Origin of the sequence: Luteimonas sp. RC10, from assembly GCF_014192745.1 — a bacterium.
Lineage (GTDB): Bacteria > Pseudomonadota > Gammaproteobacteria > Xanthomonadales > Xanthomonadaceae > Luteimonas.
In genome coordinates this window covers 1-20,199 of record NZ_JACHYJ010000003.1, presented here as the reverse complement: position 1 = coordinate 20,199, position 20,199 = coordinate 1, and the positions used below count along the sequence as shown (strand labels likewise).

Genomic DNA, 20,199 nt, shown 5'->3' with positions numbered 1-20,199 from the left:
TGTCTGGGCGGCGCTGCTGCACGCCGCCTGATCATGCGATCAGCGCACCGGCATGCCCGGCTGCGCGCCGTCATCGGCCGCCAGCAGCGCGAGCGCGCCGCCATCGAACCCGGCCGACAGGATCATGCCTTCGCTCAGCCCAAAGCGCATCTTGCGCGGCGCAAGGTTGGCAATGAACACCACATTGCGGCCGACCAGCGCCTCCGGCTCGCCGTAGCTGGCGCGGATGCCGGAGAAGATCTGGCGCTTGCCCAGTTCGCCGGCATCGAGTTCGAAACGCAGCAGCTTGTCCGAGCCTTCGACGGCCTCGCACACCAGGACCTTGCCGATCCGCAGGTCGAGCTTGGCGAAGTCGTCGATGCCGATATACGGGGCGTCGGTGCTCGCGGGCGCGGACGTTGCGGGCACCTTCGTCTCGGTCTTGTTCGGGGCGGCAGGCGCAGGGGCGGCGAGCGTGTCCTTGGAGGCTTCGGTCATGGCGGTGAGCAGAGTCGGGTCGATACGGGTGAACAGCGGAACATAGGCCTGGATCGTCCGGCCCGTCAGCGGCTGGTCGAGATCCTGCCAATGGGAGACGGGCGCTGCGAGGAATGCCGCGGCCTGCGTACTGGTGCGCGGCAGGATCGGCTGCAGCGCGCCGGCGAGGATGCGGAACAGGTTCAGGCCCTGGGTGCAGACGGCCTGCAGTTCGGCATCGGCACCCGCCTGCTTGGCGATCACCCAGGGCTTGCGATCGTCGATGTAGCGGTTGGCCTCGTCGGCGAGCGCCATGACCTGGCGGATCGCACTGGCCGGGTCGTTGCGCGCATAGGCTTCGCGCACGCCCGACAACGCGGCGACGAAACGATCGTACTGGGCCGGATCGGGTAGCGCGTCTGCCAGCCGCGCGTCGAAGCGCTTGTGGATGAAACCGGCGCAGCGGCTGGCCAGGTTGACGAACTTGCCGACCAGGTCGGCGTTGACGCGCGCGACGAAGTCCTCGAGGTTGAGATCGAGGTCGTCGACGCCGCCCGAGGACTTCGCCGCGAAGTAGTAGCGCAACGCCTCGGGGTCCAGGCCCTGGTCGAGATACGTGCGCGCCATGACGAACGTGCCGCGCGACTTGGACATCTTCGCGCCGTCGACCATCAGGTAACCGTTGACATGCAGCCGCGTCGGTACGCGCAGGCCGGCGCCGTGCAACATCGCCGGCCAGAACAGGCCGTGGAAATTGACGATGTCCTTGCCGAGAAAATGGTGCAGCTCGACATCGCCGTCGGGCGACAGCCAGGCATCGAAGTCGATGCCATCGCGCTCGCACAATGTCTTGAAACTGCTCAGGTAGCCGATCGGCGCATCGAGCCAGACGTAGAAGAATTTGCCCGGGTGCCCGGGGATCTCGAAGCCGAAGTACGGTGCATCGCGCGAGATGTCCCAGGCGCGCAGGCCACCTTCGCCATCCAGCCATTCCGCAAGCTTGGCCTTGACGCCGGGCACCGCGACGTCACCGGCGAGCCAGTCGCGCAGCACGTCCTGGAAATGGCCGAGCTCGAAGAAGAAATGCTCGGACTCACGCACCTCGGGCGTCGCGCCGCTGACCACCGACTTCGGTTCGATCAGGTCGCTGGGCGCATAGGTCGCACCGCAGTGCTCGCAGTTGTCGCCGTACTGGTCCGGCGTGCCGCACTTCGGGCAGGTGCCCTTGACGTAGCGGTCGGGCAGGAACATGCCGCGCACCGGATCGTAGAGCTGCGCGACGGCGCGGCGTGCGATATGCCCACCGCGTTCCAGGCGCGCATAGATCGTCTCGACCATCGCGCGGTTGGCCGCCGAGTGGGTCGAATCGTAATGGTCGAATGCAACACCGAACGCGGTGAAGTCGCGCACATGCCCCGCGTGGATCTCGGCGATGAACGCCTCGGGCGTGGTTCCCGCCTTCTCGGCCGCCAGCATGATCGGCGTGCCATGGGTGTCGTCGGCGCAGACGAAATGCGCAACATCACCCGCCATACGCTGGGCCCGGACCCAGGTATCGGCCTGGATGTACCCGACCAGATGGCCCAGGTGCAGCGGACCGTTGGCGTAGGGCAGGGCAGCAGTGACGAGCAGCTTGCGCGACATGGCGATGGCAACGGCAGGAACGGGGCCGGATTATCGCATGCCGGTCCGGCGCCCGGTCCTCGCCAAAAAAAAGGAGCCCGGCGTAAGCCGGGCTCCTTCATGACGCAACAAGCGGATTAGAACTTGTAGGTCGCACCGAGGTACACGAACCGGCCGACGCTGTCGTAGAACGCGTGGCTGGCTTCAGCACCGAAGTAGTTCGCCGGCGGGTCCTTGTCGAACAGGTTGTCCGCGCCGATGTACACCTTGATGCCCGAGTCCGGGAACGTGTAGCCGACCTGGGCGTTGTGATAGGTGTACGAACCATTGCGGATCGGGCTGGTCTGGCCCGGGTTGCTCTGGTAAGACGCCGGCTCGACGCGCAGGTTGTGATGCATGTAGCGGGCCGTCCACGAGACGTCCCAGTCGCCGCGCCGGTAGGCGGCTTCCAGGTTGCCGCGGAAGCGCGGATCGGAGACCGCGGTCACCCATTCCTTGTACTCGTTCGGGAAGTCCTGGAACTCCCATTCGCGAGACTGGATCAGGCGGGTGCCGACCATGCGCGTGACCATGTTGCCGCCCATGAACTCGAAGCGGTAGTCGACTTCGAAGTCGACGCCGACACGGCGGGACTTGGCCAGGTTCTCATTCAATGCGCGCCAGCTGTAGATGCTGTGCTCGGGGAAGAAGCGCCCCGACGGGTCGGTGTAGCCGCCCGGACCTGCACGCAGGATCTGGTCGCAGAAAATGTTGCTCGTCACGCCACCCGGGGAGTCCGCGCAACGGGTTGCATTGGTCTGACCCGTCACCGCGCCGATCGCATCATCAAGCGTGATGCGCCAGTAGTCGACCGACACGCCCAAGCCCTTGACGAACTCCGGCTGCCAGACGGCACCGAACGACACAGTCTCAGCCGATTCCGGACGCAGGTTCGGATTGCCACCGCTCACGCCGGGACGGCTGGCGGAATAGCTGTCCTGCCAGCCGACCGGAACGCCGAGGGCCGAGCAGTTGGCCTGGCGCAGCGCCTGGTCTGCAGCGGTGCCCGGGCGGTTCGAGTTCGTCCCTGAGTAGTTGCAGGGATCGTTGATCGTCGCAAAGTTCTCGGACTGCGGGTTGAACAGCTCGCCGATGCTCGGCGCACGGACGGCCTTGGCGGTCGTGCCGCGCACACGCAACGACGGGATCACCTGCCAATCGAAACCGATGTTCCAGGTCTTGGTCGAACCGATGGTGTCGTAGTGCGAGTAGCGGCCGGCCAGATCGAGCGACAGACGCTCGACACCCGGCAGGTCGGCCAGCAGCGGGATCGTGGTCTCGAGGAAGACCTCGCTCACGTCGTACTCGCCACCACGGCTGGGGATCGCGTTGAGGAAGGTCAGACCCTGGGCGGCCAGCGGATCGGTGTTCTCCTGGCTGCGCTCCTGGCGATGCTCGACGCCCGCGGCGAAGCCGACGTCACCGGCCGGCATCGAGAACAGCGCGTTGTTGGCGACCGATGCGCTGTAGACCGTCTGCTTGAGCTTGGAGCGGTTGAGCGAGTCGACGTTGAACCAGGCTGCCGCGGCGGGATTGGCTGCGACCGCACCGTTGCCGAAGACCGAGAACGGCACGCAACCAGCCACCAGGTCGGCGCGATACTGCCGGCCGGTGTGGATGTTGAAGGCGTTCGGGTCAAGCGTGCTGCGGCAAACGATGTTGCCGTTGGCGTCGAGGACCGTATCCAGGCCGGCGTGCCAGCGCTCGTTGATGCGGTTGTTGAGGTTCAGGCGGGAGATCGACGACTCGCCGTAGTTGAACGAGGTCTCGTAGGTCCAGTTCTCGCCGAAGAAGCCTTCCAGGCCGACCACGATGCGCTTGGTGTCGCGCTCGATCTGCTCGCCGCGACGACCTGCGTCGACGTTCATGCGACCGATCTCGAAGTACTCGGCCGGCGCGCCGTTGAGCGTCGTCGTCCGCAGCAGGCCGGGGTTGGCAGCCATCAGCGCACGCAGTTCGGGCGTGATGTAGGCATTGTCGGTGCGGATGCGCAACTGCGAGTCGAACGCCGACTGGCCGTAGAAGTGTGCTTCGGTCCTGCTGTACTTCGCCTCGGCGAACACGCGATGGTTGTCGTTGATGTCGAAACCGAAGATCGCATTGACGCTGGTGCGGTCGAATTCCGGCTCAAGGTCAGCCAGCGAGTTGAGGTCGGTGAAGTCGCAGTCGATGCACGAGGTACCGGTCGCGTTGTACCAGCCGTCGTAGCGGTTTCGCGAGAAGCTGCCGTCGGAATTGAAGTGATAACGCTGCGTCGGATCGAACGGATTGCTGTTGGCGTTGATCACGCCGCCGGTGTAGAACGAGCCGCCGAAGGAGATCGAGTGGTTGCCACCCGGACCTGCGAGGATGTTCTGCGGATTCGCCTCGCTCGAGGGCTTGGAGGGATCGTAGTTCGGGTTGGGACGCGTCACCAGGTAACGACGGCCGATCTCACGGCTCGTGCGGCTGAAGCGGTCCTGCTCGCTGCGCTCAACGGAGAACGCGACATTGCCGCGGCCGTCGGAGAAGTTGCTGCCAGCCGAGAAGCTGAGGAACTGACGGCCGAAGCCGCCTTCACTCGCTGCGCCCTTCTGGCCGCGCAGCTCGAAGCCCTCGAAGGACTTCTTGGTGATGAAGTTCACGACACCCGCGACTGCGTCGGCGCCATAGACGGCCGAGGCGCCACCGGTGATGACCTCGACGCGCTCGATCCACTCGACGGGGATGGTGTTGGTATCGACCGCGGTCGAGCCCGGAGTCGCGCCGACATGGCGGCGGCCGTTGACCAGGACCAGCGTGCGTGAGGTGCCCATGCCACGCAGGTCGAGCAGGCCGACGCCCGCGGTGCCGATGAAGCGGGTCGAGTTGCCCAGCGTGTAGGTCGCGCTGAGCGCCGGCAGCTTGGTCATCAGGTCGCCGATCGTGATCGCACCGGTGGCGCGGATCTCTTCGGCAGTGATGGCCGTCACCGGCGAGGGGGTCACGAAGCCTTCGCGCGCAATGCGCGAGCCGGTGACGTTGACCCGGTCCAGGGTCTGGGTGTCCGTATCGGGCGCCGCGTCCTGGGCATGGGCAGCTGCCGTGGCCAGCAACGACAGCGCGATGGCCGCACAAAGCGGTGCGGTCTTGTTAGAAATCATCAACATACATCCCCTTGGTAAAAAAAAGCCCGCCAAGTTCGACCTCGGAGGGCGCCCGGAATTAACTCCGAGTTAACCTATTTGCCATAGGTTCGTAACGAAATCAAGACTTGCGGTCGTGTGCAACGACTGCTCTCACGTGACTCGGAACGAGGGGATGCGACTGAATGCGCGCGATTCCGACAGCGCTTTTTTTGCTGAATACGCCAAGAAGGCGCGCAAGCACGCGCCTGATCCGTGAGGATCAGGCGGTTGCGGCATAAAGAATCCAGGCCGTCGCTGGTGCGAAGGGAGCTTACTCCCGCTGCCAGACCTGTTCGCGGCAGATGAAGGCGATACAGCCCGACACGCCGAGCCGGTTGGCATCGATCAACTTGGCCTTCGATCGATAGGTCTTGCCGTTGGCAGGGTCGAGGATCGTGCCGCCCGACCATTCATTGCCGTCCGGCTTGAGGTCCCAGAGGATCGTCATGCCGGTGATCGGCTGGTTGCGGCGTTCGCCGGTGCACTTGTCGCAGGTGGGGTTCGGCCCGCGATCGGAATGCAGCACCTCGACCACCTTGCCGCTCAGCGTGCCATTGCTGACCTGACTGATCTCGACGATCGATTTCACGCGCCCGGTCTCGTCGTCGATCGTCTTCCAGCGGCCCGCCGGAGACTGCGCCAGGGCCACGAACGGAATGGACAGCAAAGCGGCGGCGAAGGCGATTGGCATCTTGCGCATGGGACACCTCGTTGACGGGCTGGTGGCGCGAGTCTATAGCGCTGCTTCTCGGAAAGGCAGCTTAGACGTGAGCCAGTTCAAAAGTGAACGAGGGAGGCCCCGGCCAGGGCCGGGGCCTCCTACGTGTGCCGCTTACTTGAACTTGTAGTTAAAGCCGGCGTAGTAGTACCGGCCGATGTTGTCGAAGAGCGCCGATTCGGCGGTGTCGCCGAACAAGCCACGCGGCGGCGAGCGGTCGAACGCGTTGTCGATACCCAGATAGATATCCCAGCCGGTTCCCGGCACTTCGTATCCGAACTGGAAGTCGCTATAGGCCATCGACCCGGTCCTAATCTCGTTGCGCTGGAACGGATTGGTGTTATAGCTCTCCTTCGCCACGCGCAGCATGCTATCGACGTAGCGCAGCTCCCACGACGCACGGAAGCCGTTCTGGATGCGATACGTGGTCGACAGGTTCGCCCGCCAGCGAGGCGTACCGATCGTCGTCACATCTTCGATGAACTCACCCGGATCGTCCTGGAACGCGAACGTGCGCGCCCGCAGCATCCGGGTGCCGACGAAGCGCATGTCGAACTGCCCCGGACCCCACGGCTTGCGGTAGGACATCTCGACGTCCACGCCCGAACGCTCGAGCTTGGAGACGTTCTCGAGCAGTGCTCGGACGAAGGCGATCTCGTACGCCGGGAAGCCACCGCCGCCGCTGGCGCCGGCGCGATCGATCTGATCGCAGAACCGGTTGTTAATGCCCGACGGCGAATCCACGCAACGGTTGGCGACCTGTTGCCCGCTGACCGACGAGATGGCATCGGTCAGGCTGACGCGCCAGTAATCGAGGGTGACGCCGAAGCCCGGGATGAAATCGGGGGTAAAGACCAAACCGGCGCTCAGGGTCTTTCCTTCTTCTTGCGCCAGATCAGGATTGCCGCCGCTCAGCCCCGGACGCGTCGACTGAACGGTCGAGATGTAGTTTGCGGGGATGCCGAGCGCGGCGCAGTTGGCCGCGCGCAGCGCCGGATCGCCGGCAGTGGAGATCCCGCGGCCGGGACGGGAGTCGCAAGGATCGGAGATTGTGAAGAAGTTCTCCGACTGCGCGCCGTAGAGCTCACCGATGTTGGGTGCTCGCACCGCCTTGGAGTACGTGCCGCGCAGACGCACCGACGGAACGACCGTCCAGTCCAGGCCGGCCCGCCACGTAGTGGTGCTTCCGATCGTGTCGTAGTCGGAGTAGCGGCCTGCGAGGTCGAAGATCAAGCTGTCCACGCCCGGGAGATCGGCAAGCAGCGGCACGCTGAACTCGGTGAAGACTTCCTTCACAGAGTACTCGCCGCCTTCGCTCGGGATCGCGTTGAGGAACGTGAGGCCTGCGTTGGACAGTTCGTCGGCCTGGGTCCGGCTCCGCTCGCGGCGGTACTCGGCGCCGGCCGAGAACCCAACCCCGCCTGCGGGAAGCGTGAACAGTGCAGAGTTCGACACCGACCCGCTGAAGACGGTCTGGCTCAGCCGCCCCTTGCTGACGGTATTGGCATTGAACCAGGCGCGGGCCTCGTCACTGACCGCGCCATCGCCGAGGATGCTGAACGGCACGCAGCCGTTGGCACCGAACGGGGTGACCGGCAGACCGGTGTGCGGATTGATCGAAGTCGGATCGATCGACGAGCGGCAGACGATCTGGCCGCTGGCCGGATCGATCACCGCATCCAGACCGGCGTAGAATCGCTCAGTGATGCGGTTGTTGACATTGATCCGGCGTTCCTTCGTCTTGCCGTGGACCAGCGAGACCTCGTAGGTCCAATCCGGCGAAAGCGAGCCTTCGAACCCGATGACCGCGCGCATGGTGTCGCGCGTGACGTCTTCGCCGCGCTGTCCGGCATCGGTGTCGAATCGATACACGTAGATGCCAGGCGGCGTGCCCACGACATTGGTGTCCTGATCCCACTCCAGGGCGTACGAACCCGACTGATCGATGAAGTCGCGAAGCTCCGACGACAGATAGGGATTGTCGCGGGTGATGGAATACGGAATCGGGCTGCTGAAAGCGGGCTGGCCGAGGTACTTCGACTTCGTCTGGGCGTACTTGCCTTCGAAGAAGAACCGGTGATTCTCGTTGAAATCAAAATTGACGATCGTGTTGATCGAGCCGCGGTCGAAGCCGGGCTGCAGGTCGGCGACGCGGTTGAGGTTGAGATAGTCGCAGTCTTGGCAGCCGTTGGGGTCGTTGACCGTGCCAAAGTCCTGCGGCCGGAACTTGCCGCCCGCTGTCAGCACGTACGGGTTATCGTCCCCATCGTAAAAAATGCCGCCTTCAGTGAAGCTGTTCAGACCTGCGTTGGGAAGCAGCAGGCTCTGATAGTTGTCCGGGCCTGCAGGGCGACTGGGGTCGTAGTTCGGATTCTGGATCGTGCGGTACGAGGTCCGCCCGATTGCACGATCCGAGAAACGGAACCGATCCTGGGTGCTGTACTCGACCGAGACACCCACATTGCCCTGGCCTTCTGCGAACTGGGTGCCGGCGGTGATGCTGCCAAACGAGCGCTTGAAGCTGCCTTCATCCGAGATCCCCGTCTGGCCGCGCATCGTCACGCCATCGAACGAATCACGCAGGACGAAGTTGACGACGCCCGCGACTGCGTCTGCGCCGTAGACTGCCGACGCGCCGCCGGTGATGACTTCGACGCGCTCGATCCATTCGACAGGAATGGTGTTGACGTCGACCGCGCCGGAGCCGGGCGTGCCGCCGACGTGGCGGCGGCCATTGACCAGGACCAGGGTCCGGTCGGTGCCAAGGCCGCGCAGGTCGAGGAGGTTCAGGCCGACCGTGCCGATGAAGCGCGACGAATTGCCGAGCGAGAAGGTCGTGGCGAGCTGCGGCATCTCGTTCATGAGATCGCCGATCGTGACCGCGCCGGTGGTGCGGATCTCTTCAGCGGTGATCGCGACGACCGGGGATGGCGTCACGAAGCCCTGGCGAGGAATGCGCGAGCCGGTGACCGTGATCTTGTCGAGCTCGGTCGTCTCGGACTGGGGGGCGGTCTGCGCAAAGGTCGCTGCCGGCGCACATGCCAGGGCCGCGAAGATGGCGGTCGCAAGGTGGGAGCACCTCGCCTGGGTCCTAGATCTCATCGATATCCCCTTCGAAAGCGTTGATAGGCGGACGGGTGTCCGTTGGCCGATTTAACGCCAAAATTACGAAGTGTTCAACTTGGGTTCATTGCGTTCCTCTTGACCTAAGTCCTCGCCGGGGGAAGACCGCTCGGCGACAATGGGCTCCTCATTGCAACGAAGACGTGCCTCATGTCGATGCCCAGCGCCACGCCGATCCCTGCCCGCGCCGTCCAAGGCGCCCTCCACCCACACCCGCGCATCCGCAACATCATCGCGGTCGGTTCGGGCAAGGGCGGGGTCGGCAAGTCGACGACGTCGGTGAACCTGGCGCTCGCGCTTGCGGCCGACGGTGCCCGGGTCGGCGTGCTGGATGCGGACGTCTACGGCCCGAGCATTCCGACGATGCTGGGCCTGTCGGGCAAGCCGGACAGTCCTGACGGCAAGTCGATCCTGCCGCTGCAGGCCCATGGCATCGAGGCGATGTCGATCGGCCTGCTGGTCGATCAGGACACGCCGATGATCTGGCGTGGACCGATGGCGACCTCGGCCTTGCAGCAGTTGCTCAACGACACGCGCTGGGGAGGCGAGGAAGGCCTGGACTACCTGTTGGTGGATCTGCCGCCCGGCACCGGCGACATCCAGCTCACGCTGGCGCAGAAGATTCCGGTTGCGGGGGCGGTGATCGTGACCACGCCGCAGGAGGTCGCCACGCTCGATGCCCGCAAGGCGCTGAAGATGTTCGAGAAGGTCGAGGTCGCTGTGCTCGGCCTGGTCGAGAACATGGCCCAGCACGTGTGCTCGAACTGCGGGCACGTCGAGCATCTGTTCGGGGCGGGCGGTGGCGAGCGCATGGCCGAGCGCTATGGAGTGCCATTGCTGGGCGCGTTGCCACTGGAGATCGGGATCCGCGAGCAGGGCGATGCCGGTGCGCCGATCGTCGCCTCCGCGCCGGACTCGGCGGCTGCCACAGCCTACCGGACGGTCGCGCGGGCCCTGGTCGCCGAGCTCGAGAAGCGCCCGCGCGCGCCGATGTCGATTTCCGCGTCCCTGGTGTGATCGCGGCGGGGTGCGGCGGGCCGGTGCCGGCCCTACAATGCGTATTCACTGCCGCATCCGCCCCGGGAACACCGTATGAGCATCAAAAGCGACCGCTGGATCCGCCGCATGTCCGAGCAGCCGGGGGGCATGATCGAGCCGTTCGAGGCCGGGCAGGTCAAGCACGTCGACGGCCAGCGCATCGTCAGCTACGGCACCTCGAGCTACGGCTACGACGTGCGCTGCTCGCGCGAGTTCAAGGTGTTCACCAACATCAACTCGACGATCGTCGACCCCAAGCGGTTCGACCCCAAGAGCTTCGTCGACGTGGTCGGCGACGAGTGCATCATTCCGCCCAATTCGTTCGCGCTGGCGCGCACGGTCGAGTACTTCCGCATTCCGCGCGACGTGCTGGTGGTGTGCCTGGGCAAGAGCACCTACGCGCGCTGCGGCATCATCGTCAATGTGACGCCGCTCGAGCCGGAATGGGAAGGTCACGTGACGCTGGAGTTCAGCAATACCACCCCGCTGCCGGCCCGCATCTACGCCAACGAGGGCGTCGCGCAGATGCTGTTCTTCCAGTCCGATGCTGACGACGTCTGCGAGACCTCGTACAAGGATCGCGGTGGCAAGTACCAGGGCCAGACCGGAGTGACGCTGCCGCGCACCTGAGTGGCCTGTCGCTTTCTTCCAACAAGGACGTGTGATGCAAGACCAAGACATCAATCCCTATCAGGCTCCGGCGGCCGAGTTGCAGGGCGAAACCGACGAGGTGCTGGCCGAGCGCGGCACGCGGCTGGGCGCGGCGGTCATCGATGGCCTGATCGGCTTGGCCATCATGACGCCGGTGATGTGGCTCGGCGGCTACTGGTCCGCAGCGATGGCGGCGGCCCAGCGCGGTGAGCAGGTCGGGTTCGGCCTGCAACTTCTGTGGATGGGGATCGGCCTGCTGATGTTCGCGGCGATCCACGCCTGGCCGCTGCATGTCGGCGGCCAGACCTGGGGCAAGCGGTGGCTGGGAATCCGCATCGTGACGCTCGATGGCCGGCCGGTGACCTTGGCGCGGGCGCTGTTCGCGCGTTACTTTCCGTTGCAGGTCGTCGGGGGCATCCCGTGCCTCGGGGCGCTCGCGGTCCTGGTCAGCGTGTGCATGATCTTCCGCAAGGACCGGCGCTGCGGCCACGACTTCGTGGCCGGCACGCGTGTGGTCAAGGTGCGTTGACGCGCACTCAGCCCGGTAGCACGGCCTGCAGGCGGTTGATGCGCTCCACCAGCAGTTCGGGCGAGTAGGGGCGGGCCGCGACGCGGCCCCAGACCGGGGCAGGCCAGGCAGGGTCGTTCTGGTTACGACCGATCACGTGCACGTGCAGTTGCGGCACCTGGTTGCCCAGCGCCGCGATGTTGAGCTTGAACGGCCGGAACGCGTCACGGATCGCGCGCGCCACGATATCGATCTCCTCGGTCAGCAGGCTGCGCTGTTCGCTGCCAAGGTCGATCAGTTCGCGGGCGTCGGGCAGGCGGGGGACGAGGATCAGCCACGGATAGTTGGCATCGTCCATCAGCCGCACCTCGCTCAGTGCGAGCGTGGCGACCGGGTGGGTGTCGTCGGCCAACTGCGGGTGCAGGACGTAGCGGGCAGGGGCGGCGGTGTCCGGCATCATCGGCCTCCGGTCAGCGCAGCGCTGCGGCGAGGAACTTCATCGTCTGCCGGCGCGCTTCGGCGGCGCTGTCGGGGTGGTAGTGGGCCGGATCGACGTCGCGGTTGAAGGCGTGGCCGCCCGGGTGGACATGGATCTCCGCGTCCGGCTGCCGCGCGCGATGGGCGGCGATATCGGCTTCGGGAATGCTGGCGTCGTCGGCGCCGAAGTGGAACAGCATCGGCGCCTGCAGCGGTTCATCGAGGAACGGCACAGTGCGCGCGCCGTAGTAGCTGACCGCGGGAAGCCCCAAGCGGGTGTTGGCCAGGAAGGCGAGGCTGCCGCCCCAGCAGAAGCCGACCACGCCGATCTGGCGATGGCCTTCGCCGCGCAACAGGTCGCGCGTGGCGCGGACGATGCCGACGGCGCGGTCGAAGCCGAGCTCCGTGGCGAGCGCACGGCCGCGCTCGAAGTCGCCGGCCTCGTAGGTCAACTCGACATTGCGTGCGACCGGGTCGAACAGCGCCGGGGCAATCGCGACATAACCGGCCGCCGCGTAGCCGTCGGCGACGCTGCGGATGTGGGCGTTGACGCCGAAGATCTCCTGCAGTACCACGATCGCGCCTTTGGCGGCGGCGCCATGCGGCGGGTCGGCCCGCCAGGCGTTGACCGGCCCCGACGCGGTGGCGACGACGATGTCCCGGCCCATGGCGGCGTCCTGTTCACATGATCGGCCCGAGTCTACCCCAGGCCGGTGGCCGCAGGACCGCCCCGGCCGCCGCCGCTATACTGCGCGGCCCCTCGCGCCCGCAACCGCGGACCGGTCCATGCCGGTCGCCCGGCGGTGCGCCTGGGCTCCTCCCTCCTGCACCCGCCACGGTTCCCATGTCCGCAGCCAGTCCCAAGGTCGGTTTCGTCAGTCTCGGCTGTCCGAAGGCCCTCGTCGATTCCGAACGCATCCTCACCCAGTTGCGGGTCGAGGGCTACGACATCGTGCAGAGCTACGACGATGCTGACGTGGTCGTCGTCAACACCTGCGGCTTCATCGATTCGGCGGTGGCCGAATCGCTCGATGCCATCGGCGAGGCGATGGCCGAGAACGGCAAGGTGATCGTGACCGGGTGCCTGGGCAAGCGCGAGGAGATGATCCGTGGCGCGCATCCGGGCGTGCTGTCGATCAGCGGACCGCAGGATTACGGTTCGGTGATGGGCGCGGTGCACGCGGCCCTGCCGCCGCGGCATGATCCCTTCGTCGACCTGGTGCCCGATACCGGCGTCAAGCTGACGCCGCGGCACTATGCGTATCTGAAGATCTCCGAGGGCTGCAACCACCGCTGCAGCTTCTGCATCATTCCCTCGATGCGCGGCGACCTGGTCTCGCGCCCGGTCGACGATGTGCTGCGCGAGGCCGAGCGGCTGGTGCGCGGCGGCGTGCGCGAACTGCTGGTGATCTCCCAGGACACCTCCGCCTACGGCGTGGACGTGCGCTATGCCGAGCGGACCTGGCGCGAGCGCGCCTACCAGACCCGGATGAAGGCGCTGTGCGAGGGCCTGTCGGAACTGGGCGTGTGGACGCGGCTGCACTATGTGTATCCGTACCCGCACGTCGACGACATCATCTCGCTGATGACCGAGCGCCATGCCGACGGCAGCCGCAAGCTGCTGCCGTATCTCGATGTGCCGCTGCAGCATGCCAGCCCGCGCATCCTCAAGCTGATGAAGCGGCCGGGCGCGATCGACCGCACCCGCGAGCGCATCGCGCGCTGGCGTGAGATCTGCCCGGACCTGACGATCCGCAGCACGTTCATCGTCGGCTTTCCCGGCGAGACCGAGGACGATTTCCAGCAGTTGCTGGACTTCCTCGACGAGGCCCAGCTCGATCGCGTCGGCGCCTTTGCCTATTCGCCGGTCGAGGGCGCGACCGCAAACCTGTTGCCCGATGCGGTGCCCGAGGCGGTGAAGCAGGAACGGCTGGCGCGGTTCATGGACAAGCAGGCGGAGATTTCCGCAGTCCGGCTCGAGGCCAAGGTCGGCACCGTGCAGTCCTGCCTGGTCGATGTCGTTGACGGCGACCTGGCGATCGCGCGGACGATGGGCGATGCGCCCGAGATCGACGGCGTGGTGCAGATCCAGGACGGCCGCGAAGCCGGTCTGCGCCCTGGCGATTTCGTCGAGGTGGCGATCATGGGCAGCGACGAGCATGATCTCTATGGCGAAGTCGTGGAGACGGATGCATGAGGCGATGGGCGAGCGGGATTGCGACCGGACTGCTGCTGGCGTTCGTGGCCGGCACCGCAGGCGCGGCGGACGGACTGAGCGGGACCTATCGGCCGGTGGACGAGGATCCGGCGACGTCGCCGGCCGACGCCCAGCTGACGCTGCGGGCCGAGGGCCGCGGCTGGCTGGCGATGTTCCGGGGTGAGGGGCTGGCGATGCTGCCGCTCAGCGGGCGCGAGCAGGCAGCACTGTTTCCCGGCGTCGCGCCCGAGGCCGGACTGCAGTGCGCGTCGTCGAGCGCGTTCCTGATGTGCCGCGTCGCACCGGGCACCGTGTTCCCCGATCAGAAGTTCACGTCGACGACCGGGTACTTCAGCGCGTTCTCGGACACACAGATCCACGAGCTGCAGCGCATCGACTGAGCGCCCGGCGGGGTGCAGGCCCGGCGCGCGCCCTTCGGCGTATCTACGGCGCAGGCGCTGCCTGGGCAGCCGCCTCGACATAGGCCCAGGTCGCCGCCTCGATCGCGTCGATCGCCGCGATCGCGCCGGGCAGCAAGGCCCGTCCGCCGTCGCCACCATCGTCACGCATCCGCCCCGAGGCGTTGTAGTCCACCAGGGCCTGCCAGGCCGGCAGGCGCGCGTCGACGGTCGCAAGCAGCCGTCGGAGCGCGGCATCCGCAGCCGCGTGCCCGGCACCATTCTCGTGCGCCGCCAGTGCGGCCTGCGCCCGCGCGCGGAACGCGGCGTCAAAATGGTGGGTGTCGGCCCGGGCCTTCCAGAACGCGCCGAGCCGGAAGCGCTCGTCGTCGGCGGCGCGCGCGCTGCGCCCGGAGGGGCCCGTGCCACGTTCGATCAGGAACGGCCGCAGCCGCGCGGCGAGCGCGGCATGGGCGTCGGTCGCCGCGTCCGCAGAATCCGGGACGGGCGCGGCTGCCGGCGACGTGGCGGTGGGGGCGGGGACTGGACTGCAGGCGGTGAGGGCGGCGGCCAGCAAGATGAGTGCGGCGCCGGTGCCGCGCGCGCGGAGCCTCTTGTTCGCAGCAGCCGCAGCCGCCCGGCCTCCGTGTCGGCGATCGCGGCCCATTCAGTCGGCAGCGTAGTCGATCGAGATGATCGCGAACGTACGCGGCCCGCCCGGCAGTTCGACCGCGACCTCGTCGTCGACGCGCTTCTTCAGCAATGCGCGCGCCAGCGGCGAGTCGATACTGATCCAGCCTTCGCGTGCATCGGTTTCATCGGGGCCGACGATGCGGTAGCGATTGCACTGCCCGCTGTCGAGGTCTTCCAGTTCGATCCAGGCGCCGAAGAACACCGCCTCGGGATCGGTCGGCACGGTGTCGACCACGCGCAGCGCTTCGAGCCGCTTGCCGAGGTAGCGCACGCGGCGGTCGATCTCGCCCAGCTGTTTCTTGCGATACGTGTACTCGGCATTCTCCGAACGGTCGCCTTCGGCTGCGGCGGCCGACAGTGCGCGCACGACCTCGGGCCGGCGCACCCGCCACAGGTCGTCGAGCTCGGCCTTGAGCCGGGCGTGGCCGCCCGGGGTGATCAGCGCGGTGCTCTTCTCCGGTGGCGGGCGCCAGCGGCTCATCGGCGCCCGATCCCGCCCAGCAGGTTGCGCACGATCCGGTTGGTGATCGTGCGCACCGCCTGCTTGCCGGCAGCCTGGACCGCGCCCTGGCGCCGCTTGGTGCCGAACAGGAACTCGTTGAGCTTCTGGCCCAGGCCGCCCTCGCTCGCATCGGCATCGCGGGACTTCGCCGGCGGCGCGTCGCCGGCCGCAGTCGAGGCTTGCGCACGCTGGGCCAGCAGTTCGGCGGCCGATTCCCGGTTGACCGCGGCGTCGTACTTGGCGCCGACCGGGCTGCCGGCGCGCACGCGCGCGCGCTCGGCCTCGGTGATCGCGCCCATCCGGCAGCGCGGCGGCGCGATCAGCGTGTGCTCGACCGGTGCCGGCGCGCCGCCGGCCTGCAGCATCGACACCAGCGCCTCGCCGGTCTTGAGCGTGGCGATCGTGGCGGCGACGTCGAGCGCGGGGTTGGGCGCGAAGGTCTGCGCGGCGGTGCGTACGGCTTTCTGATCGCGCGGCGTGTAGGCACGCAGCGCGTGCTGCACGCGATTGCCGAGCTGGCCGAGCACGGCCTGCGGCACGTCGTCGGGGAACTGCGAGCAGAAGTAGACGCCCACGCCCTTGGAGCGGACCAGGCGCACCACCTGTTCGATGCGTTGTTGCAGCGACGCCGGCGCGTCGCCGAACAGCAGATGCGCCTCGTCGAACACGAACACCAGCCGCGGCTTGTCGAGGTCGCCGACCTCGGGCAGCGTCTCGAACAACTGCGACAACAGCCACAACAGGAACGTCGCGTACAGCCGCGGCTTGAGGATCAGCCGGTCGGCGGCGAGGATACCGATCACGCCGCGGCCGTCGCTGCGGGTGCGCATCAGATCGTCCAGGGCCAGTGCCGGCTCGCCGAAGAACGGCGCGCCGCCGTCCTGTTCCAGCCGCAACACTGCGCGCTGGATCGCCGCGACCGATGGCGCTGAGACCAGGCCGTACTCCGACGACACCGCCTTGCGCTCCTCGGCAACCAGGCCCAGCAATGCGCGCAGGTCGTCGAGGTCGAGCAGCAACAGGCCGCGGTCATCGGCGAGCTTGAACACGATGTCGAGCACGCCGGCTTGGGTGTCGTTGAGTTCGAGAATGCGCGCCAGCAGCGTCGGCCCCATCTCGCTGACCGTCGTGCGCACCGGATGGCCGGACACGCCGAACAGATCCCAGAACACCACCGGGCTGGCCTCGCCGGCGTAGTCGGGTACCCCGATGCGCGCGGCGCGCTCGCGCAGTGCGTCGCCGATCTCGCCGGGCACCGCCAGACCCGCGACGTCGCCTTTCACGTCGGCCATGAACACCGGCACGCCGATGCGCGAGAACCCCTCGGCCAGCGTGGTCAGCGTGACGGTCTTGCCGGTGCCGGTCGCGCCGGCGACCAGGCCGTGGCGGTTGCCCAGCGCAGGCAGCAGGTGCACGGGGCCACCGTCGGGCGTGGTGACGGCCTTGCCGATGAGGATCGGGTCCATGGATTCAGAGCGCTTGGAGGAAGCCGCGATTCTAGGACCTCGTCGTTGCCGGTGCCGCGCCGTCGCCGAGGTGGGTGGCGCGCGCACAATGGGCGAGTGTTCTCAAGGAGCGTCGCCATGCCCTCACGATTCCCGTCGCGTCTGCTCTGCCTGATCGTCGCGGCCTTGCCCGCGCTGGCCTTTGCCTGCGCGCTGCCTGCGCCGGACGGGCCGCTGCCGGTGGGCCAGCAGCGCTTCGAACTGGCCGACCCGACGCGGCGTGGGGTGGCGGGCGAGGCGCCCGATGCGGTGCGCACGCTCCCCGTCGTCGCCTGGTACCCCGCCGCGCAGGCCGCGCCGCCACGCCCGTATCTGCCGCAAGACGAGGCGGTGCGGCTGTTGCCGGCGCTGGCGCGCAATCTGGGCTACGCCGTCGACGACACCCGCGCGATCGCCGCCTGCACTGCCGCAGGCGCTGGGACGGGCGTGGCGCCGCGGCCCGAGCGCGGCTTCCCGTTGGTGGTCCTGAGCCACGGCTTCTTCCTGTATCCGGCGCAGAACACCGCGCTGGCGCAGTCGCTGGCCAGCCACGGCTACGTGGTGGTGGCGCTGGGGCACCCCGGCGACGCGGTGGACCTCGCGCTGTCCGATGGTCGGGTGGCGCCGACCGACATGCGCGCCGAGGCGCCCGCGCTGCTGGAATGGCGCCGACGTTTCCATGCCGCCGACGATCACGCCACGCGCGCCGCGTTGATCGACGGCTACGCACAGGCGCTGGCCGGCAGTCGGCTGGGCGCCAGCCAGGCAACCTGGCGCGAGGACGTGCTGTTCGCGGTGCACGCGTTGCAGGCCGGGCACGTGCCGCCGGCGTTCGCGCCCGTGCTCGCCGCGACCGACCCGCAGCGGCTGGCGATCGCCGGCATGTCCTTCGGCGGTTCGACCGCGGCGACTGCCTGCCATCGCCTGCCGACCTGCCGCGCGGCGGTGAGTCTGGACGGGTTGAATTTCGACCCCGGACTCTACGATGCCGACCTCGGTCGGCCGCTGCTGGCGCTGACCAGTGACTGGGTGCGGTTTCCGCTCTACGACGGCACGCCTGTCGACCCTGCGTTCCACCACAACGATTACGCCTACGCGCGCTGGACGCAGGTCGGGCTGGCGCCGGAGGTGATCCGGCTGCGCGTGCCCGGGACCCGGCACATGGCCTTCAGCGACCTGCCGCTGCTGATGACCGGACCGTCGCACGAAGCGCGCTTCGGCGATGCGGATGCCGCCGCGACCGCGCGCGGGATCGCCGCGGTGACGCGCGCGTTCCTGACCCACCATCTCGACGCCGCGCCCGCGGCCGACCTCGATGCGGCGATCGACGCAGCCGGCTTCGCCCGCCACGACCCGGCACAGACCCGCGACTGGGCCCGCTCGCAGGCCGGGGCCGGGCAGCCGGACGGCTGAGCCCGGCGACCGTCGCTCGCCTTGCCGCGGCGCGATGGCCGGGGCTACCCTGCCGGCCCCTCAGAGCGAAGTCCCGCATGCCCGAGTCCCGGTTCTCCCCTCGTTTTCCGCTCGCGCACCTGGGTGCGCTGGCGCTGGCGCTGGTTCTGTCCAGTCACGCCACCGATGCGCAGGCGCAATCGCGCCGCGACCGCGAGGCAGCCGAGGCGCTGAATCAGCGCATGCTCGATGCCGAGGGGCGCTACCGTGAAGCGCTGGTGCGCATCGCCAACGACGACCCGGCGGGCGTCGAGGCGAGCAATGCCGCGCTCGAGGACATGGAAGACGTGATGGTGGCCTGTGAGAAGCAGCGCGGCTGCAGCGTTCCGCAGCTGTTGACCAGCTACAAGCGCCTGCTCAAGGCCGATGCCGACGCGCAGGCCGGGCAGGGCGAGGACGACGCGCCGGTCGATGCGCCGGACGGCAGCCTGCCGACCGCCGATGTGCCTGCCGCTGCCAGCGCTTCGGCGCTGCTGAGCGAGGACGAGCGGTTCAAGCGCATGGTCGAGCTCAATCCGGCCGTCCAGGCCGGCATCCGTCGCTGGCTCACCGACATGCGTGTGTCGCTGATCACCAGCCATGAGAACTACCAGTACATGCGGCATCTGATGTCGCCGGCCTTCAAGCGCAGCGGCCTGCCCGAGGCGCTGCTGTTCGGCATCATGGCCAAGGAATCCAACGGTCGGGTGCACGCGCGTTCGCGCGCCGGCGCCGCCGGGCCGCTGCAGTTCATGCCGGCGACCGGCCGCCGTTTCGGCCTGGGCCCCGACGGCAGCGGCTTCGACACGCGCTATGACCCGCGCCAAGCGGCCGATGCCGCGGCGGTGTACCTCAACGAGCGGTTCGCCCAGCACGGCGACGAGATCGAGTACTGGCTGGCGGCCTACAACGGCGGCGAGGGGCGCGCGCTGCGCGTCTACCGCGAGGCCGCGGGCCGGCGCTTCTGGGACCCGGACGTCTACAACCAGTTCCCGCCCGAGACCCGCGACTACGTGCCGATGGTGATCGCCGCGGCGTGGCTGTACCTGCACCCGCAGGAGTACGGGCTGACCTTCCCGAAGGTCGATGCCCGGCCGGCCACGTTCCGCCTCGAGCGGCCGGCGTCGATCTACGAGCTGACGATCTGCCTGGGCAACGGCAACACCCGCGATGGCTATATGCGCGCACTGCGCAACCTCAATCCCAGCTATGAAGCCGAGAGCCTGCTGCCGGTCGGCACCGTGCTCAACGGCACCGTGCGCATGGCCGGGCTGTACCGCCAGTGGTGCGTGCGCGGTGCGCGCGCCGATCTGGCGGCCGAACTGGTGAACAGCGATCCGCGCGCGGCGATCGTGCGCACCGGCGCGATCGAGGTGCTGCCCGACGCGAACGCCGAGGCGCCGGCAGCCCTGCCGGCCGCGCCTGCCGCCCCGCGGCCGCCACAGGCCGCACCCGCGCCTGCGCGCAGCCACCGCGTCGCGCGCGGCGACACGCTGGGCAAGATCGCGCAGCGCTATGGCTGCAACATCTCGACGCTCGCGCGCGCCAACGGTCTGCGCGCACCGGCGTACGCGCTCAAGCCGGGACAGACCCTGACGTTGCAGGGCTGCGCGCGCTAGATGTGTAAAGCCAGCACGTTGTTCACAGGCATCGGAATTCTGGAGATAGGCGGCTTGTAGTCGAGGCTGGCATGCGGACGATGCCAGTTGTAGGTA

The 20,199-nt window shown here is 67.8% G+C and carries 16 protein-coding genes; 7 read left to right on the top strand and 9 right to left on the bottom strand.

Annotated elements, in window-relative coordinates:
• Positions 1 to 39: 39 nt before the first annotated feature.
• The 4 genes from metG to FHW73_RS07010 form a co-directional block, all read right to left on the bottom strand.
• Complete coding sequence (metG, locus tag FHW73_RS07025; RefSeq protein WP_183426017.1) at positions 40 to 2,100, bottom strand: methionine--tRNA ligase; 2,061 nt, start codon at positions 2,098 to 2,100, stop codon at positions 40 to 42.
• Between the two features lie 116 nt (positions 2,101 to 2,216).
• Positions 2,217 to 5,240: a TonB-dependent receptor gene (locus tag FHW73_RS07020; protein WP_255492795.1), complete on the bottom strand. Its 3,024-nt coding sequence runs from the start codon at positions 5,238 to 5,240 to the stop codon at positions 2,217 to 2,219.
• Positions 5,241 to 5,535: 295 nt separating this feature from the next.
• Entirely contained in the window at positions 5,536 to 5,964 is a 429-nt protein-coding gene (locus FHW73_RS07015; protein WP_221187471.1) for a DUF2147 domain-containing protein, read from the bottom strand.
• Between the two features lie 132 nt (positions 5,965 to 6,096).
• The gene (locus tag FHW73_RS07010; protein WP_183426015.1) at positions 6,097 to 9,084 is read right to left on the bottom strand and encodes a TonB-dependent receptor; all 2,988 of its coding nucleotides are present in this window, start codon (positions 9,082 to 9,084) and stop codon (positions 6,097 to 6,099) included.
• Positions 9,085 to 9,261: 177 nt separating this feature from the next.
• Between FHW73_RS07010 and apbC the strand changes: the two genes are divergently transcribed.
• From apbC to FHW73_RS06995, 3 genes are all read left to right on the top strand, one after another.
• Positions 9,262 to 10,122 carry an iron-sulfur cluster carrier protein ApbC gene (gene apbC / locus FHW73_RS07005; RefSeq protein ID WP_183426255.1) on the top strand — a complete coding sequence of 287 codons (861 nt, stop codon included), beginning with the start codon at positions 9,262 to 9,264 and terminating at the stop codon, positions 10,120 to 10,122.
• 75 nt (positions 10,123 to 10,197) lie between these two features.
• Positions 10,198 to 10,773: a dCTP deaminase gene (gene dcd / locus FHW73_RS07000; protein WP_183426014.1), complete on the top strand. Its 576-nt coding sequence runs from the start codon at positions 10,198 to 10,200 to the stop codon at positions 10,771 to 10,773.
• Positions 10,774 to 10,807: 34 nt separating this feature from the next.
• The gene (locus FHW73_RS06995; RefSeq protein ID WP_183426013.1) at positions 10,808 to 11,323 is read left to right on the top strand and encodes an RDD family protein; all 516 of its coding nucleotides are present in this window, start codon (positions 10,808 to 10,810) and stop codon (positions 11,321 to 11,323) included.
• A 7-nt stretch (positions 11,324 to 11,330) separates the two neighbouring features.
• Here FHW73_RS06995 and FHW73_RS06990 read toward each other — a convergent pair whose 3' ends face one another.
• Positions 11,331 to 11,759, bottom strand: a complete 429-nt coding sequence (locus FHW73_RS06990; RefSeq protein ID WP_183426012.1) for an HIT family protein — start codon at positions 11,757 to 11,759, stop codon at positions 11,331 to 11,333.
• A 13-nt stretch (positions 11,760 to 11,772) separates the two neighbouring features.
• Positions 11,773 to 12,447, bottom strand: coding sequence for a dienelactone hydrolase family protein (locus FHW73_RS06985; RefSeq protein WP_183426011.1), 675 nt, complete (start codon positions 12,445 to 12,447; stop codon positions 11,773 to 11,775).
• Positions 12,448 to 12,623: 176 nt separating this feature from the next.
• Between FHW73_RS06985 and rimO the strand changes: the two genes are divergently transcribed.
• Both rimO and FHW73_RS06975 read left to right on the top strand, forming a co-directional pair.
• On the top strand, positions 12,624 to 13,976 hold the full coding sequence (gene rimO / locus FHW73_RS06980) for a 30S ribosomal protein S12 methylthiotransferase RimO (RefSeq protein ID WP_183426010.1): 1,353 nt from the start codon (positions 12,624 to 12,626) through the stop codon (positions 13,974 to 13,976).
• The gene (locus FHW73_RS06975) at positions 13,973 to 14,377 is read left to right on the top strand and encodes a hypothetical protein (protein WP_183426009.1); all 405 of its coding nucleotides are present in this window, start codon (positions 13,973 to 13,975) and stop codon (positions 14,375 to 14,377) included. The genes rimO and FHW73_RS06975 overlap by 4 nt, the downstream gene beginning before the upstream one ends.
• A gap of 43 nt (positions 14,378 to 14,420) precedes the next feature.
• On the opposite strand, the gene FHW73_RS06970 is transcribed toward FHW73_RS06975, so the two are convergent.
• From FHW73_RS06970 to FHW73_RS06960, 3 genes are all read right to left on the bottom strand, one after another.
• A complete protein-coding gene (locus tag FHW73_RS06970; RefSeq protein ID WP_183426008.1) occupies positions 14,421 to 14,951 on the bottom strand; it encodes a hypothetical protein in 531 nt (176 codons plus the stop codon).
• Positions 14,952 to 15,041: 90 nt separating this feature from the next.
• Positions 15,042 to 15,548, bottom strand: a complete 507-nt coding sequence (greB, locus tag FHW73_RS06965) for a transcription elongation factor GreB (protein ID WP_183426007.1) — start codon at positions 15,546 to 15,548, stop codon at positions 15,042 to 15,044.
• Complete coding sequence (locus FHW73_RS06960; RefSeq protein ID WP_183426006.1) at positions 15,545 to 17,035, bottom strand: helicase HerA-like domain-containing protein; 1,491 nt, start codon at positions 17,033 to 17,035, stop codon at positions 15,545 to 15,547. Before FHW73_RS06960 ends, greB begins: the two co-directional genes overlap by 4 nt.
• A gap of 117 nt (positions 17,036 to 17,152) precedes the next feature.
• Between FHW73_RS06960 and FHW73_RS06955 the strand changes: the two genes are divergently transcribed.
• The gene (locus FHW73_RS06955; protein ID WP_183426005.1) at positions 17,153 to 18,466 is read left to right on the top strand and encodes a hypothetical protein; all 1,314 of its coding nucleotides are present in this window, start codon (positions 17,153 to 17,155) and stop codon (positions 18,464 to 18,466) included.
• A gap of 77 nt (positions 18,467 to 18,543) precedes the next feature.
• Positions 18,544 to 20,103, top strand: a complete 1,560-nt coding sequence (locus FHW73_RS06950) for a transglycosylase SLT domain-containing protein (protein WP_183426004.1) — start codon at positions 18,544 to 18,546, stop codon at positions 20,101 to 20,103.
• The last annotated feature ends 96 nt before the right edge of the window (positions 20,104 to 20,199 follow it).

What these genes read in the sequence shown, in the direction of transcription:
- FHW73_RS06960 (WP_183426006.1), bottom strand. Translation starts at nt 17,035, where the DNA reads ATGGACCCGATCCTCATCGGCAAGGCCGTCACCACGCCCGACGGTGGC.
- FHW73_RS07020 (WP_255492795.1), bottom strand. Translation starts at nt 5,240, where the DNA reads ATGATTTCTAACAAGACCGCACCGCTTTGTGCGGCCATCGCGCTGTCG.
- greB (WP_183426007.1), bottom strand. Translation starts at nt 15,548, where the DNA reads ATGAGCCGCTGGCGCCCGCCACCGGAGAAGAGCACCGCGCTGATCACC.
- rimO (WP_183426010.1), top strand. Translation starts at nt 12,624, where the DNA reads ATGTCCGCAGCCAGTCCCAAGGTCGGTTTCGTCAGTCTCGGCTGTCCG.
- FHW73_RS07015 (WP_221187471.1), bottom strand. Translation starts at nt 5,964, where the DNA reads ATGCGCAAGATGCCAATCGCCTTCGCCGCCGCTTTGCTGTCCATTCCG.
- apbC (WP_183426255.1), top strand. Translation starts at nt 9,262, where the DNA reads ATGCCCAGCGCCACGCCGATCCCTGCCCGCGCCGTCCAAGGCGCCCTC.
- FHW73_RS06995 (WP_183426013.1), top strand. Translation starts at nt 10,808, where the DNA reads ATGCAAGACCAAGACATCAATCCCTATCAGGCTCCGGCGGCCGAGTTG.
- FHW73_RS06955 (WP_183426005.1), top strand. Translation starts at nt 17,153, where the DNA reads ATGCCCTCACGATTCCCGTCGCGTCTGCTCTGCCTGATCGTCGCGGCC.
- metG (WP_183426017.1), bottom strand. Translation starts at nt 2,100, where the DNA reads ATGTCGCGCAAGCTGCTCGTCACTGCTGCCCTGCCCTACGCCAACGGT.
- FHW73_RS06990 (WP_183426012.1), bottom strand. Translation starts at nt 11,759, where the DNA reads ATGCCGGACACCGCCGCCCCTGCCCGCTACGTCCTGCACCCGCAGTTG.
- FHW73_RS06950 (WP_183426004.1), top strand. Translation starts at nt 18,544, where the DNA reads ATGCCCGAGTCCCGGTTCTCCCCTCGTTTTCCGCTCGCGCACCTGGGT.
- FHW73_RS06975 (WP_183426009.1), top strand. Translation starts at nt 13,973, where the DNA reads ATGAGGCGATGGGCGAGCGGGATTGCGACCGGACTGCTGCTGGCGTTC.
- dcd (WP_183426014.1), top strand. Translation starts at nt 10,198, where the DNA reads ATGAGCATCAAAAGCGACCGCTGGATCCGCCGCATGTCCGAGCAGCCG.
- FHW73_RS07010 (WP_183426015.1), bottom strand. Translation starts at nt 9,084, where the DNA reads ATGAGATCTAGGACCCAGGCGAGGTGCTCCCACCTTGCGACCGCCATC.
- FHW73_RS06985 (WP_183426011.1), bottom strand. Translation starts at nt 12,447, where the DNA reads ATGGGCCGGGACATCGTCGTCGCCACCGCGTCGGGGCCGGTCAACGCC.